The organism is Umezawaea tangerina, from assembly GCF_003002815.1.
Taxonomy (GTDB): Bacteria; Actinomycetota; Actinomycetes; order Mycobacteriales; family Pseudonocardiaceae; genus Umezawaea; species Umezawaea tangerina.
Map to the genome: position 1 here is coordinate 582896 of NZ_PVTF01000001.1, position 13638 is coordinate 596533.

At 70.4% G+C, this 13638-nt stretch carries 13 protein-coding genes; 2 read left to right on the top strand and 11 right to left on the bottom strand.

Annotated elements, in window-relative coordinates; translation table 11 throughout:
* Positions 1-9 precede the first annotated feature (9 nt).
* The 11 genes from CLV43_RS02805 to CLV43_RS02855 form a co-directional block, all read right to left on the bottom strand.
* Entirely contained in the window at positions 10-1344 is a 1335-nt protein-coding gene (locus CLV43_RS02805; RefSeq protein WP_245886085.1) for a GGDEF domain-containing protein, read from the bottom strand.
* Positions 1345-1752: 408 nt separating this feature from the next.
* The gene (locus CLV43_RS02810; RefSeq protein WP_106185342.1) at positions 1753-2988 is read right to left on the bottom strand and encodes an MFS transporter; all 1236 of its coding nucleotides are present in this window, start codon (positions 2986-2988) and stop codon (positions 1753-1755) included.
* A 337-nt stretch (positions 2989-3325) separates the two neighbouring features.
* Positions 3326-4759, bottom strand: coding sequence for an MBOAT family O-acyltransferase (locus CLV43_RS02815; RefSeq protein WP_106185343.1), 1434 nt, complete (start codon positions 4757-4759; stop codon positions 3326-3328).
* Between the two features lie 668 nt (positions 4760-5427).
* The gene (rlmB, locus tag CLV43_RS02820; protein WP_106185344.1) at positions 5428-6399 is read right to left on the bottom strand and encodes a 23S rRNA (guanosine(2251)-2'-O)-methyltransferase RlmB; all 972 of its coding nucleotides are present in this window, start codon (positions 6397-6399) and stop codon (positions 5428-5430) included.
* 4 nt (positions 6400-6403) lie between these two features.
* Complete coding sequence (gene cysS, locus CLV43_RS02825; protein ID WP_106185345.1) at positions 6404-7798, bottom strand: cysteine--tRNA ligase; 1395 nt, start codon at positions 7796-7798, stop codon at positions 6404-6406.
* A 46-nt stretch (positions 7799-7844) separates the two neighbouring features.
* Entirely contained in the window at positions 7845-8492 is a 648-nt protein-coding gene (locus CLV43_RS02830; protein ID WP_106185346.1) for an HAD family hydrolase, read from the bottom strand.
* Between the two features lie 121 nt (positions 8493-8613).
* Positions 8614-9009 (bottom strand): PPOX class F420-dependent oxidoreductase, encoded by a 396-nt coding sequence (locus CLV43_RS02835; RefSeq protein WP_106185347.1) that lies wholly within the window; start codon positions 9007-9009, stop codon positions 8614-8616.
* A gap of 42 nt (positions 9010-9051) precedes the next feature.
* On the bottom strand, positions 9052-9441 hold the full coding sequence (locus CLV43_RS02840; RefSeq protein WP_425445717.1) for a PPOX class F420-dependent oxidoreductase: 390 nt from the start codon (positions 9439-9441) through the stop codon (positions 9052-9054).
* Positions 9438-9902 carry a 2-C-methyl-D-erythritol 2,4-cyclodiphosphate synthase gene (ispF, locus tag CLV43_RS02845; RefSeq protein ID WP_106185348.1) on the bottom strand — a complete coding sequence of 155 codons (465 nt, stop codon included), beginning with the start codon at positions 9900-9902 and terminating at the stop codon, positions 9438-9440. Before ispF ends, CLV43_RS02840 begins: the two co-directional genes overlap by 4 nt.
* Entirely contained in the window at positions 9899-10591 is a 693-nt protein-coding gene (gene ispD, locus CLV43_RS02850; RefSeq protein ID WP_106185349.1) for a 2-C-methyl-D-erythritol 4-phosphate cytidylyltransferase, read from the bottom strand. The genes ispF and ispD overlap by 4 nt, the downstream gene beginning before the upstream one ends.
* A 28-nt stretch (positions 10592-10619) precedes the next feature.
* Positions 10620-11108 carry a CarD family transcriptional regulator gene (locus CLV43_RS02855; RefSeq protein ID WP_015097852.1) on the bottom strand — a complete coding sequence of 163 codons (489 nt, stop codon included), beginning with the start codon at positions 11106-11108 and terminating at the stop codon, positions 10620-10622.
* A gap of 294 nt (positions 11109-11402) precedes the next feature.
* Here CLV43_RS02855 and CLV43_RS02860 point away from each other — a divergent pair, with 294 nt between their 5' ends.
* Entirely contained in the window at positions 11403-12173 is a 771-nt protein-coding gene (locus CLV43_RS02860; RefSeq protein ID WP_106185350.1) for a copper chaperone PCu(A)C domain-containing protein, read from the top strand.
* Positions 12174-12260: 87 nt separating this feature from the next.
* Positions 12261-13634: a DNA repair protein RadA gene (gene radA, locus CLV43_RS02865; protein WP_106185351.1), complete on the top strand. Its 1374-nt coding sequence runs from the start codon at positions 12261-12263 to the stop codon at positions 13632-13634.
* Positions 13635-13638: the final 4 nt, after the last annotated feature.

Sequence of the window (13638 nt, forward strand, 5' to 3'; positions counted from 1 at the left end):
GGCCGGGACTCAGGCGGAGCGGCTGACCTCGGCCCCGTTGTTCGACGGCAGGTGGTCCACCCGTGGACTGGGCAGCGGCAGCGCCGTCGCCGCCGGGAGGCGGGTCGCGCCGATGTCCACACCGGCCACCTGCACCTGGTTGCGGCCGTTCTCCTTGGCCACGTACAGCGCCGCGTCCGCGCTGTGCTGGGCGAGAGCGAGGCTGTCGCCGTCCTCGGCCATGACCGCGACCCCGATCGACGCCGAGATCGCCCGCACGTCCGGACCGTCCTCGTCGCCCGGTGGCAGGGCGCGACCGCGCAACGTCACCGTGTTGCGGTGCTTGTCCGTCGTGGACACCGTCACCTCGGCGATGGCCTCGCGGATGCGCTCCGCGATGGTGACCCCCTGCGCGAGCCCCGTGTCGGCCAGCACGACGAGGAACTCCTCCCCGCCATCCCGTCCGGCCACATCGCCCGGTCGGAGCTTCTCGCGCAGGATGCGGCCCACTTCCGCGAGCACGGCGTTGCCCGCCGGGTGCCCCCACGTGTCGTTGATCCGCTTGAAGAAGTCGAGGTCGATCGCCAGCACCGTCACCGGCTCGCCGTCGTGCCGCGACCGCTCGGCCAGCCGACCGGCGTACTCGGCCAGCCCGTTGGTGTTGAGCAGGCCCGTCCGGTAGTCGGTGTGCGCGTCCTCGGCGAGCTGCTGGTGCAGCTGCTCCTGCTCGCTGAGCAGCCGTTCGAGGTGCGCCCGCCGTTCGGCGGCGTTGTTCAGCAGTGCGTTGACCAGGATGACCGGCGCGACGAGCAACAGAGGACCGACCCAGTGCGATGTGATCAGCATGCCGAGCATCGCGCCAGCGCCCAGCGTGGTCACCTCGAGCATGTTGTCGACCTTGGAGCCGAGGAACTCGACGAGGCGGGTGTGCGGCGTGACGATCTTCAGCGCCACGGCGATCGTGGCCACCTGGGCGAACCAGTTGAGCGCCGCGGCGACGGCGAGAACCAGGACGAGACCGAGGTCGGTGACGATGACGCCCGTGGCGGCGAGCGAGAAGCCGGACAGGTGCACCACGGCCCACGCGAGCATCGTGCTGCCCAGGATGCTGGAGGAGCTGAACACGAACCGGTACGGCTGGCGGCGGGCGATGGGTTGGATGAGAATTCTCATCCAGAGGGTGACGATGACGGCCAGTCCGCCCGGCAGCGCGATGGCCGCGGCGAACGTCCACACCGACGTGAGGTCGATGTGCGGACCGGACGACTCGTTGCGGCGCGATTCCTCGGCGCGACGGACCATCGTCAGGTGAATCGTGATCGCCACGGTGATCGCGCCGAACCGCAGCCAATCAGTAGCCGACACGGAACCGAGGGTGGTGAGCAGCCAGATGGCGGCTCCCGCTACCGCCGATTCGACCAGGATAAAGAACGCCAGTGCCGCCGGACGCAGGTTCCAGAGGTCCCAGTTCCGGATCGGAACCCAACGGGTTGCCCTGGAGGGCTGGTCGTCAGTCAAACTGTTTGTCACCACGTCCCCCCAACCTTACGACGGTCGCCGCGCGCGGTAGCGCTGCTGCTGCGGTGCCCGCCGCCCGCGTCAGCCGCTGCCCGAGAACTCCGCGAAGGAGGGTTTGCCATGCGCAACCGCGACATGTGAGACCGCCCTCCCTTCAGTTTGGGGCCGAATTCTCACCGTACGTATCCGAATCCTCGCTGGAAGCGCACGAAGGGGCTGTCATGATTGACAATCGCGATATGTGATGAGTCCGTTTCAGCTGACCACCACCTTCTGGTCGCCGCGCGCCCTCGCCCGGTGCCAGGAAACCGTGGCCTGTGCTGCCAGGAGCAGACCGATGCCCCCCGCACCGGCGATGGTCGCCGTGATGGAGCCCACAGCGTGGGCGACCACTCCGGCCAGCGCCATGCCACCTCCCTGGCTCGACCGCAGGGCGGCCCGGCCGATCCCGTACGCCCGGCCGCGGTACGCGTCGGGCAGCATCCGCATCCAGGCCGACCGCGCGGGCGTGTGGTACGCGCCCGCCATGCCCGCGATGACCAGCAGGACGATGGTCCAGGTGAGGTTCGGGTCCAGCGCGAACAGCACCAGCGGTGCCAACGACAGGATAGCCAGCGGACCTACGAGGCGCTCGCGTTTGGCGGGTTCCCGAACCCAGCGGAACAGCACCGCGACGCCCAGGACGTTCGCCGCGGGCTCGATGGCGAGGATGAGACCGACGGCCCACACCGCGTCGAGGCTGGCGGCCAGCGGCACGGCCAGCCCCTCCGGCACCATCGCGAGCCCGGCGAGCAGGCGCATGCCCATCAGGCTGCGCAGCCGCGGCTCCGTGACGAGCAGCGCGAACACGCCCTGCCGGGGCGGCTCGTCCGACGTGTCGACCCTGCGGTGCCTGCGCGGGTCGGCGGCGGGCCGGAACTCCACCGACGTGTGGACCAGGATCGCGACGAGGACGAACGTGACGGCGTCGATCGCGAGCGCGGCGCTGGGGCTGGCGGCGGTGACGATGAAGCCCGCGGCGGCCAGCCCGGCCATCTGCGCCACGTCCACCGAGGTGCCGAACAGCGCGACCCCGTCGTCGTAGCGCTTGTCGGGCAGCACCGACGGCAGGCTGGCCTCCTGGGCCGCCAGGAACGGCGACGCCGCGAACTGCACGGCCACCAGCAGCCCGATCATCAGCCACAACGGCATCGAGGGCAGCGCCATCAGCCCGACGATCCCGGCCTGCAACCAGGCGCAGATGATCATCACGGTGCGGCGCGGGTACCGGTCGGCGAGCCAGCCGAGCAGCGGTCCGGCGACCAGCGGCGGGAAGAGCGTCAGCGACCACGTGAGGGCGGTCCAGAGCGGGGAGCCCGTGCGTTCGAACACCAGGAGTGACAGGGCGACGGCCGCGAGCTGGTCGCCCGCCGTGGACACCGTCGAGCCGATCCACAGCCCGCGGAACTCGCGGTCGCCTACGAGCGCGCGCAACGTCCCCTTGGAGGTCACAACCCCTCCAGGTCGTTCGGCCCCGAAGAGCGAGTCACGTTACCCCCACCCGAAGTAACCTATTTCTCCGTTAGCACGGTAGAAGCTGTCGGTTGTACAAACTCTGTCCTACCACAGTGTGTACCTGAACGGAGTAGGTCGGTTACATAAGGTAGTTATGATTCAAAATCGGCCCCGGTTAATATTGACAGTTGACGTTGTCTACCCGTGAGTAGGCCGTCTGTGCTCACACTGCGTGAAAGTTTGCGCGGCGCGCGCCCAACGGGTTGCGCCGAGTGGGTCAGCCCGCTTCGTGCTTATCGCCCAATGTACTGCGGTGCGTCGTTATCCGCTCAGGTCAGAACTGGTAGTAGAGGAACGGGCTGAACGTCCCCCCGGCGACCAGGATTGCCGCGTACGCCAGGCCAACGGTCATCAGGGAGATCCTGGCCACGTTCGCGATCTTGTCCCTCGAGGACTCCAGATACGGGCCGCTCACGGGGGATGTGGGCAATACGACAATGACCAGGGCGACGACCAGGATGGCGAAACGCTGATTCGTTGTGGCGGCGCTCACAGCATCGGATACGCCGGAGAAATCCGGCAGCAGCAGATGCCCGAGCATCACCAACGCCTTGCCCAGGTCGGCCGAGCGGAAGAACACCCAGCCGACCACCACGAGCAACATCGTCAATGCCCGCCGGGCGAGCCGCGCGTTTTTCCGCTCAGGCGCGGAATCCCATCCGAAACCGCGTTCCATAACCAGCAGCGCCCCGTGGAACAAACCCCACACGAGGAACGTCCAGTTGGCCCCGTGCCAGAAACCGGTGAGCACGAACACGATCCCGAGGTTCCGGTACGTCTTGCCCACGCCGTGCCGATTGCCGCCCAGCGGGATGTACACGTAGTCGCGGAACCAGCGCGACAACGACATGTGCCAGCGCCGCCAGAACTCCGTGATGGTCACCGACGAGTACGGGCGCGCGAAGTTCTCCGGCAGCCGGAACCCCAGCATCCGGCCCAGCCCGATGGCCATGTCGGAGTAGCCGGAGAAGTCGAAGTACAGCTGGAGCGTGTAGCCGACCGCCCCGAGCCAGGCGATGCCGAACGTCATCTCGTGCGACGGGGTGGCGAAGCACGCGTCGACCAACGGCGCCAACGAGTCGGCGATGATCACCTTCTTGCACAGCCCCAGCGCGAACCGCGGGAAACCCGCCGCGATGTCGTCCAGGCGGTGCGTGCGCTGCTGCGGGAGCTGGTCGGAGATCTCCCGGTACCGCACGATCGGGCCCGCGACCAGCTGCGGGAACATCGCGATGTAGGTGATGAACGAGACCGGGTCGCGCAACGCGGTGCGCTCGCCCCGGTAGATGTCCACCACGTAGGAGATGTGGTGGAACGTGTAGAACGAGATGCCGATCGGCAGCGCCAGGTGCACCACCGGCAGGTCTGCGCCGACCACGCCCGCGATGGCCGCCAGCTGCTCCGTGGCGAAGCCCAGGTACTTCCAGACGACCAGCACGGCCAGGTCGAACCCGATCACGCCGAGCAGGATCTTCTTGCGCAGCGCGGGATCCACGTCCTCCCGCCCCGCCTCCAACCGCGGCCCCGCGAGGTAGTTCACCACCATGCAGGCCAGCAGCAGCACCGTCGTGCCGCCCGCTCCGCTGGCGTAGAAGACCAGGCTGGCGACCGCCACCACACCGTTGCGCCAAGTCCTGGGCGTGGCCAGCAGTGCCGCTAGGAGGAGCGGCATGAAGAACCACAGGAAGAGGGGGCTGGCGAATGACATCGCCGGGAACGATAGCGGGCGGTGTCGGGCGTTCGCTCGCGGTCCTGGGGTTTCAGGGGTACCGCTCCGGGCGGGGTGCGGGCGGGCACGGGGCGGCCGACGCCAAGCAGGGGTACCCCGGTCGTGCAGCCCCCCCGAAGACCCAGGGTACGAAGGGGGTCCGACAGTTTCCGCGGACCGGGCTCAGGGGCGGCCGGAGAGCGGAGGTGGCGTTGAGCGGTTCCGGCAGGCGCTTGCCGGGCGGTCTCGGCGCGATGGTGGTTGTCCGGCCGTGTTCGACACCGCGGGCGGTCGACGACGACCAGGGGTACTCCCGTCGTGAGGGTCCCCCGAAGACCCAGGGTACGAAGGGGGTACGACAGTTTCCGCGAGTCGAGGCCGGTCGTGCTCGGGAAGGCCGGTGAGCCGCAGTGGTGTCGGGTCTCGGTAGGCGCTTACCGGGTGGCTCGGTGTGACGGCGGTTGTCCGGCGATGCTCGACACCGCGGCTTGTCCGCGCCGACCAGAGGTCCCCCCGTCGTGAAGGCCCCCCGAAGACCCAGGGTACGAGCGGGGTACGACAGTTTCGGGGTTCGGGCAGGTTGGTGGGGGCGGGGTGCGGGCGGGACGGTGCCCGGACATGCCGACGGCCGGTCCGCGCGGGTGCGGGACCGGCCGTCGGGAGGTGGGTCAGGCCTTGGCGGCGACGCGGCGGCGGCGGGCGACCTCGGCGAGCACGACGCCGGCGGCGACGGAGGCGTTGAGGGACTCGACGCCGGCGGCCATCGGGATGGAGACGGTCTGGTCGCAGGTCTCGCGCACGAGGCGGGAGAGGCCGCGGCCCTCGGAGCCGACGACGACCACGAGCGGGCCGGTGGCGAGCTCGAGGCCGTCCACGTCGACGTCGCCGTCCGCGTCGAGGCCGACGACCATGAGGCCTTCGTCGGCCCAGTCGCGGAGGGTGCGGGTCAGGTTCGTCGCCATGGCGATCGGCACCTTCGCCGCCGTGCCCGCGCTGGAGCGCCAGGCGACCGCGGTGATGCTGGCCGAGCGGCGCTGCGGCAGCAGCACGCCCTGAGCGCCGAACGCGGCCGCGGAGCGCACCACGGCGCCGAGGTTGCGGGGGTCGGTGACGCCGTCGAGCGCGACCAGCAGCGGCTGGTGGCGGGTCTGGCGGGTCATCTCCAGCAGCTCGTCCGGGTGCGCGTAGTTGAACGGCGGCACCTGCAGGCCGAGGCCCTGGTGCAGCGCGCCACCGGTGATCCGGTCCAGCTCGCCGCGGGTCACCTCGAGCACGGTGATGCCGCGGTCGGCCGCCAGCCGCACCGACTCGGCCACGCGGTCGTCCGCGTCGATGCCGAGCGCCACGTACAGCGCCGTCGCGGGGATGCCCGCGCGCAGGCACTCGACGACCGGGTTGCGGCCCGCGACCGTCTCGGCCTGGCCCTCGTTCTTGCGGCGCGCGCGGGCCTTCTCGCTGTTGGCCGTCTTGGCCGCGTTCGTCGCCCGGCGGTAGGCCGGGTGGTTGGGGCGCTCTACCGCCTTCGGGGTCGGGCCACGACCTTGCAGGCCCTTGGACTTCTGCCCGCCGGAACCGACGACCGCACCCTTCTTCGTACCGGGGTTGCGCATCGCGCCCTTGCGCTTGGAGTTACCAGCCACGAGCTCAGTCGTCCCTCAATGTCCACTGCGAACCGTCGGGGTTGTCCTCGACGGCGATGCCTGCGGCCTTCAGGCGGTCGCGCAACGCGTCCGCCTTGGCGAAGTCCCGGTCCTTGCGGGCCCGCAGGCGTTCTTCCAAGACGTGCTCCACCAGCGCGACGAGCGCCTGGCGGGCACCGGTGTCCGTGCTCGTGGACTCGTTCCACTTCGGCGACAACGGGTCGAGGCCGAGCAGGTCGGCCATCCCGCGCACGCAGGCCGCGGCCTCGCGCGCGGCGATGTCGTCGCCCGCGTCGAGCGCGGTGTTGCCCTCGCGGACCTTGTTGTGCAGCGCGCCCGTCGCCTGCGGGGTGCTCAGGTCGTCGTCCATGGCGGTGACGAACTCGGGGCACAGGTCGGTGCCCAGCGGCACGACACCCGTCCGCTGCACCACGCGGCGCAGGAACGACTCGACGCGGCGGTACGCCGACACCGACTCCTCCAGCGCGCCCTCGGAGTACTCGATGGTCGACCGGTAGTGCGGCGTCACGAGGTAGTAGCGCAGCTCGGGCGCGCGCACCCGGTTCAGCATCTCCGGGATCGACACCACGTTGCCGAGCGACTTCGACATCTTCTCGCCGCTCATGGTGACCCAGGCGTTGTGCATCCAGTACCGCGAGAAACCGTCGCCCGCCGCCCGCGACTGCGCCTGCTCGTTCTCGTGGTGCGGGAAGATCAGGTCGATGCCGCCGCCGTGGATGTCGAACTCGCGCCCGAGGTACTCCGTCGCCATCGCCGAGCACTCCAGGTGCCAGCCGGGACGGCCCGCGCCCCACGGCGTCGGCCACGACGGCTCACCGGGCTTCGCGCCCTTCCACAGCGTGAAGTCGCGCGCGTCCCGCTTGCCCGTCGCCGCCGACTCGCCCTGGAACACCTCGTCCAGCTTCTGGCCCGACAGCGCCCCGTACTCGTCGAAGGACCGCACCGCGAAGTAGACGTCGCCGTCCGCCGCGTACGCGTGCCCCTTGTCGATGAGCCGGTGCATCAGCTCGACCATCTGCGTCACGTGGCCGGTCGCCCTCGGCGCGTACGACGCGGGCAGGCAGCCCAGCGAGTCGTACGCGTCCTCGAACGCCCTCTCGTGCGTGTACGCCCACTCCCACCACGGCCTGCCGTGCTCGGCGGCCTTGGTGAGGATCTTGTCGTCGATGTCCGTGACGTTGCGCACCAACCGCACGTCAGCGCCGTCGCGCGCCAGCCAGCGCCGCAGCACGTCGAAGTTGAGGCCGCTCCGGACGTGGCCGATGTGGGGCACGCCCTGCACGGTCGCCCCACACACGTAGATCGACGCCGTACCGTTGACCAGCGGGTGGAACTCCCGCATGCTCCGGGTCGCGGTGTCGTACAGGTGAAGGCTCACCTCACTAATGGTACGGCCGCGGGCCCTGGCGGGGTGAATCGACCGCTCAAACGGGGATGATCCCGTGCTTCTGGAGCACCGCCAACAGCGCACCCGGCCGAGCCGCCGTCTCCAACGGCTCGACGATCGCCACCTTGCTCCCGACCGCCTCCGCGCCGCCGTCGGCCTCCTCGCTGTCCCCGACCATCAGCACCTCGGCCGGGTCCACCCTGAGCCGCTCGCAGGCCAGCAGGAAGATCTTCGGATCGGGCTTGATCATCCCCACCTCGAAGGACAGCACGACCTCGTCCACCAGGTGGTCGACCCCGTACCGCCGCAGCACCGCCCGGATGTCCCAGCCCGTGTTGCTCAGCACCGCCACCCGCAGACCCGCCTCGGACACCTTCCGCAACGCCTGGAACGTGTCCGGGTACGCCCGCCAGTACGCCGCGCTCACCAGGCGTTCGTAGAACGCCAACGCCGCACCCGGCTCGGTCAGCCCCGCCGCTTCCAACGCGACCACGTGCACGTCCCGGTGCAGCTCCGGGTCCAGGTCCCGGCGCAGCCAGGCGTCCTCCATCTCCGGCGACAGCCCCTCGTGCACCCCGACCGGCGCGGTCAACGCGCGCATGAGGTCCCCGTGCGCGTCCAACGCCTCGTGCTCGAGGCGGAAGAGGGTCCCGGAGAAGTCGAAGAGCACCGCGCGGATGGCCATGGGGTCAACCTATGTTGGTCTGGACCAACGTGGGGAGCGTTTGTGACCGCTTCGGCATCCGGGTGGGGTCACCCTCCCGTGCCCGCCCGTGCTGCCACGGGCGGCGCGCGGTGGTGGAGGGCTACGAGGCGTAGCCGGTGACCTTCTCGGGGGTCAGGCGGATGACGACGCGGACGGCGTCGGGGCCGTCGGCGGTGTAGTCCTCGCCGCGGTACTTGCGGGAGAGCTCGTCGATGAGCTCGCGGCCGCCCTCGGTGGTGAGGGTGGCGGTGCCGCGGACCTCGATGTAGCTGTAGGGCTGCTGGAGGTCGAAGACGCTGACGCTGACGCGGGGGTCGCGGCGCAGGTTCTTGTCCTTCTTGCGGCCCTCGACGGTGGACATGAGGAGGTCGTCGCCGTCGCGCTTGACCCACACGACGGAGGTCTGGGGGCTGCCGTCGGGGTTGATGGTGGCGATGGTGGCGAAGTTCTTGTCGTCGAGCAGTGCCCGGCCGGTGTCGCTGAGTGGGGTAGCCATCCGTCCAGGCTAGGCAAGATCGGCGCGGTGCACCGGTCGAGCTCAGGCGACGTGGCCGGTGACCTTCGTCGGCGTGACGCGCAGCACGACCCGCACCTGGCCCTCGGCGGGCAGCGCGTGGTCCTGGCCGGTGTACTTCCGGGAGAGCCGGTGGCCGACGACGAGCCCGACGTCCTCGGTGATGGTGGTGGTGCCGCGGATCTCGGCGTAGGACTCGGGGTCGGCCAGGTCGAACACGGTGACGCTGGCGCGCGGGTCGCGGCGGAGGTTGAGCTCCTTGCGGCGGTCGCGCAGCGTGGAGAACAGCAGGTCGTCACCGTCGCGGGCCACCCAGAGCACCGACGACTGGGGGCTGCCGTCCGGGTTCGTGGTGCACAGGACGGCGTAGTTGCGGGCGTCCAGCAGGGCGCGGACGGCGTCGTTGAGGATCACGCGACGACGAGCAGGGCGGTGGCCATGGCGGCGATGCCCTCGCCGCGCCCGGTGAGACCGAGGCCGTCCGTGGTGGTGCCGGACACCGACACCGGGCCGCCCACGGCCTCGGACAGGGCCAGCTCGGCCTCGGCGCGGCGCTTGCCGATCTTCGGGGCGTTGCCGATGACCTGCACGGCGGCGTTGCCGACCTGGTAGCCGGCCTCCTCGATCAACCGGCGGACCTCCTTGAGCAGCACGACGCCGCGCGCGCCGGACCAGCGCGGGTCGCCGGTGCCGAACACCGCGCCCAGGTCGCCGAGGCCCGCGGCGGACAGCAGCGCGTCGCACAGGGCGTGCGCGGCCACGTCGCCGTCGGAGTGGCCGTCGCAGCCGTCGACGCCCTCCCACAGCAGGCCCGCCACCCAGCAGTCGCGGCCCGCCGCGATCGGGTGGACGTCCGTGCCGATGCCGACCCTCAAGCTGATCCTCCTGCGAGCAGTGCCTCGGCTACCGCGAGGTCGAACGGAGTCGTGATCTTCATCGCGTTGGCGTGGCCTGCGACAGTCGTCACAGGGAGGCCGAGCAGTTCCACGAGGCCCGCGTCGTCGGTCGCCTGCACGCCGGACGCGTGCGCCCGGAGCAGGACGTCCGCGGCGAAGCCCTGCGGGGTCTGCACCACCCGCAGCGCGGCTCGGTCGGGGGTCGCGACGACGCGCCCGTCGGCGTCGACCTGCTTCACGGTGTCCGCCATCGGCAGCACCGGGATGACGGCGGGCTCACCCGACTCGACGGCCTCGACCACGCGGCGGATGACCTCGGCCGGGGTGAAGGCGCGCGCGGCGTCGTGCACGAGCACGATCCGGGTGTCGGGGATCTCGCGGAGGGCGTACTCCAACGCGAGGCGAACGGAGTCGGTGCGCTCGGCACCGCCCGCAAGCACGTGCACCGCCCCGCCGGCCGAAGCCAGCGAGGCGGTCACGGTGCACATTGTGTCCACATCGGACGGTGGGGCAGCGACTACGACGTGTTGCACGCATCCCGCGTCGAGCAGGCCGCGCACGGCACGAACCAGAAGCGGAACCCCGTTGACCGGTACGAGCGCCTTGGCCATGCCGTAGCCGAGACGCTCACCCCGACCCGCCGCGGGCACCAGCGCGACAACGCTCATGTCCGTGGTCCGAGTGGAGGTCGTGCGGTCAGGACGCGGTAGCGAGGACCTCGTCGAGGAGCACTTCTGCCTTGTCCTCGTCGGTGCCCTCGGCCAGCGCCAGTTCGCTAACCAGTATCTGCCGAGCCTTCGCCAGCATCCGCTTCTCGCCCGCGGACAACCCGCGATCCTTCTCGCGCCGCCAGAGATCGCGCACCACTTCGGCTACCTTGTTCACGTCGCCAGACGCGAGCTTCTCAAGATTGGCCTTGTACCGCCGCGACCAGTTGGTCGGCTCCTCGGTGTGGGGAGCACGCAAGACCTCGAAGACTTTGTCGAGACCCTCTTGGCCGACAACGTCGCGCACGCCCACGATCTCGGCGTTGTCAGCGGGCACGCGGACCGTAAGATCGCCTTGTGCGACCTTCAGGACGAGGTACTTCTTCTCCTCGCCCTTGATCAGCCGGGTCTCGATTGCTTCGATGAGAGCGGCACCGTGGTGCGGGTAGACGACGGTCTCTCCGACCTTGAAAACCATGTGTCCTCTGCCCCTTTCGCTACCCCCATCCTAACACGTCGAGCAATCCCCTCACCGGTCTCCGGAGTTGGGTAATGGCTGGTCAGGGCCATGCGGGGGGTTGACAAACCATGTGTCCACGTGCAACACCTATGGTCGGACGCGCTCCGTGCGCATGGCAGATGAGGCCGAACGCGCCCTCCGGGGCACCACGTGCCGCCCCCCGACGGCGTGCCGGTTAGGCTCCTGCACTGGTGGTCGGCCCTGTTCCTGGGCGGGCCCTATCGCCGGTACACCAGGAAGGATCCTGCAACCGTGGGTCGCGCAGAGCAGAAGTCCCGCCTCGCCGTCGTGGTCGCGCTCGCTACGGGCCTCGGGCTCGCCGCGGCCGGGTGCAGCGCCGGGCAGATCACGCAGACCGACACCCAGGTCGCCGCGGTCAACGGCTCCTCGGGCCAGGTCGGCTCCATCGCGGTGCGCGACGCGCAGTTCGCCTTCCCGACCTCCGGCAAGTGGTACGAGTCGGGCGACGACGCCGGGATCGTGGTGGTGGTCGTGAACAACGGCACCACCGCCGACAAGCTCCTCTCGGTCACCAGCGAGATCGCCTCCGCGCCCGCAGAGGTGACCGGCGACGTGGACCTGGAGCCGCAGACGTCGATCGCCTCGCTGTTCGCCGACCTCGACCGGTCGAGCACGCGCGCCAACCCGTCGGTCACGACGACCTCGACGCCGTCCGGCTCCTCGTCGTCGTCGCCGACCGGCTCCTCGTCGGCCTCGTCCTCGTCGTCGGCCGCCTCGTCGTCCACGGCGGAGTCGTCGTCGAGCAGCACCTCGGTCACCGGCACCAGCACGCCGGGCGCGTCCTCGTCGGCCGCCAGCGCGTCGTCTGCGGCCCCGTCGTCCTCGAAGGCGCCCTCCGAGCCCGGCAAGGTGACGATCACCCTGAAGAAGCTCTCCAAGGAGCTCCGCCCCGGCCACACCACCAAGGTGACCTTCCTCTTCGAGAAGGCGGGCCCGCTCACGTTGGAGCTGCCCATCGGCGCCGACCCCGAGCCGCGCGCCGAAGGCAAGTCCGAGCACTGACAAGTTCTCCAGGAGGGGCCTCGCCGACCACCGGCGGGGCCCCTTCTGCTTTCCGGACTGTCGGTGGGGTCCTCTACGGTCTGCGGCGTGCCAAACAAGGTTCGTGCGCCGCGTCCCCAGTACCGCTGCGCGGAGTGCGGGTTCGAGTTCGCGAAGTGGGTCGGCCGGTGCTCGGAGTGCCAGGCCTGGGGCAGCGTGGAGGAGCGCGGCGCGTCGACCCCGCTGGCCCGGATCGTGGCGGGTGCGCCGACGTCGCGGGCGCGGCCGATCGGCGAGGTCGACATCGAGTCGGCGCGGGCGACGAAGACCGGTGTGGACGAGCTGGACCGGGTGCTCGGCGGTGGGCTGGTGCCGGGCGCGGTGGTGCTGATGGCGGGCGAGCCGGGTGTCGGCAAGTCGACGCTGCTGCTGGAGGTGGCCTACCAGTGGTCGTCGAAGGTGGGCCGCAGCCTCTACCTGACCGGTGAGGAGTCGGCGGGCCAGGTGCGGCTGCGGGCCGAGCGCACGGGCAACCTGCACGGCGAGATGTACCTGGCGGCCGAGAGCGACCTGTCGGCCGTGCTCGGGCAGGTCGACGAGGTCAAGCCCAGCCTGCTGATCATCGACTCGGTGCAGACCATGTCGTCGATGAACGTCGACGGCGTCTCCGGCGGCGTGAGCCAGGTGCGCGCGGTCGCGGCGGGCCTGATCGCGCTGGCCAAGGAGCGCAACCTGCCGGTCGTGCTGGTCGGCCACGTGACCAAGGACGGCTCCGTGGCCGGTCCGCGGGTGCTGGAGCACCTGGTGGACGTGGTGCTGCAGTTCGAGGGCGACCGGCACTCCACGCTGCGGCTGCTGCGCGGCATCAAGAACCGCTACGGCGCCGCGGACGAGGTGGGCTGCTTCGAGCTGCGCGACGACGGCATCGTCGGCGTCCCCGACCCGTCGGGCCTGTTCCTGAGCAGGCGCGACCAGGCCGTCGAGGGCACGGCCGTCACGGTCATCGTCGAGGGCAAGCGCCCCATGCTCGGCGAGGTCCAGGCGCTCGTCACCAAGACCAACCTGCCCGCGCCGCGCCGTGCGGTGAGCGGCCTGGACTCCGCGCGGATCGCCATGGCGCTGGCCGTGCTGGAGAAGCGCGGCAAGGTCAACCTGTTCCAGAAGGACGTGTTCACCGCCACCGTCGGCGGCATGAAGCTCACCGAGCCCGCCGCCGACCTCGCCGTCGTCCTCGCCGTGGCCTCCGCCGAACGCGAGATCGCCCTGCCCGCCGACCTGGTCGTGCTCGGCGAGGTCGGTCTGGCGGGTGAGATCCGCCGCGTCAACGGCGTCGGCAAACGCCTCGCCGAAGCCCTCCGCCTCGGCTTCACCAAGGCACTCGTGCCCCCGGACGCGGGCCCGCTGCCCGACGGCGTGCGGGCTCTCGTGGCACCGGACCTGTTCACGGCGCTGGACGTGCTGGGGCTCAACAAGGGCAGGTGACCGT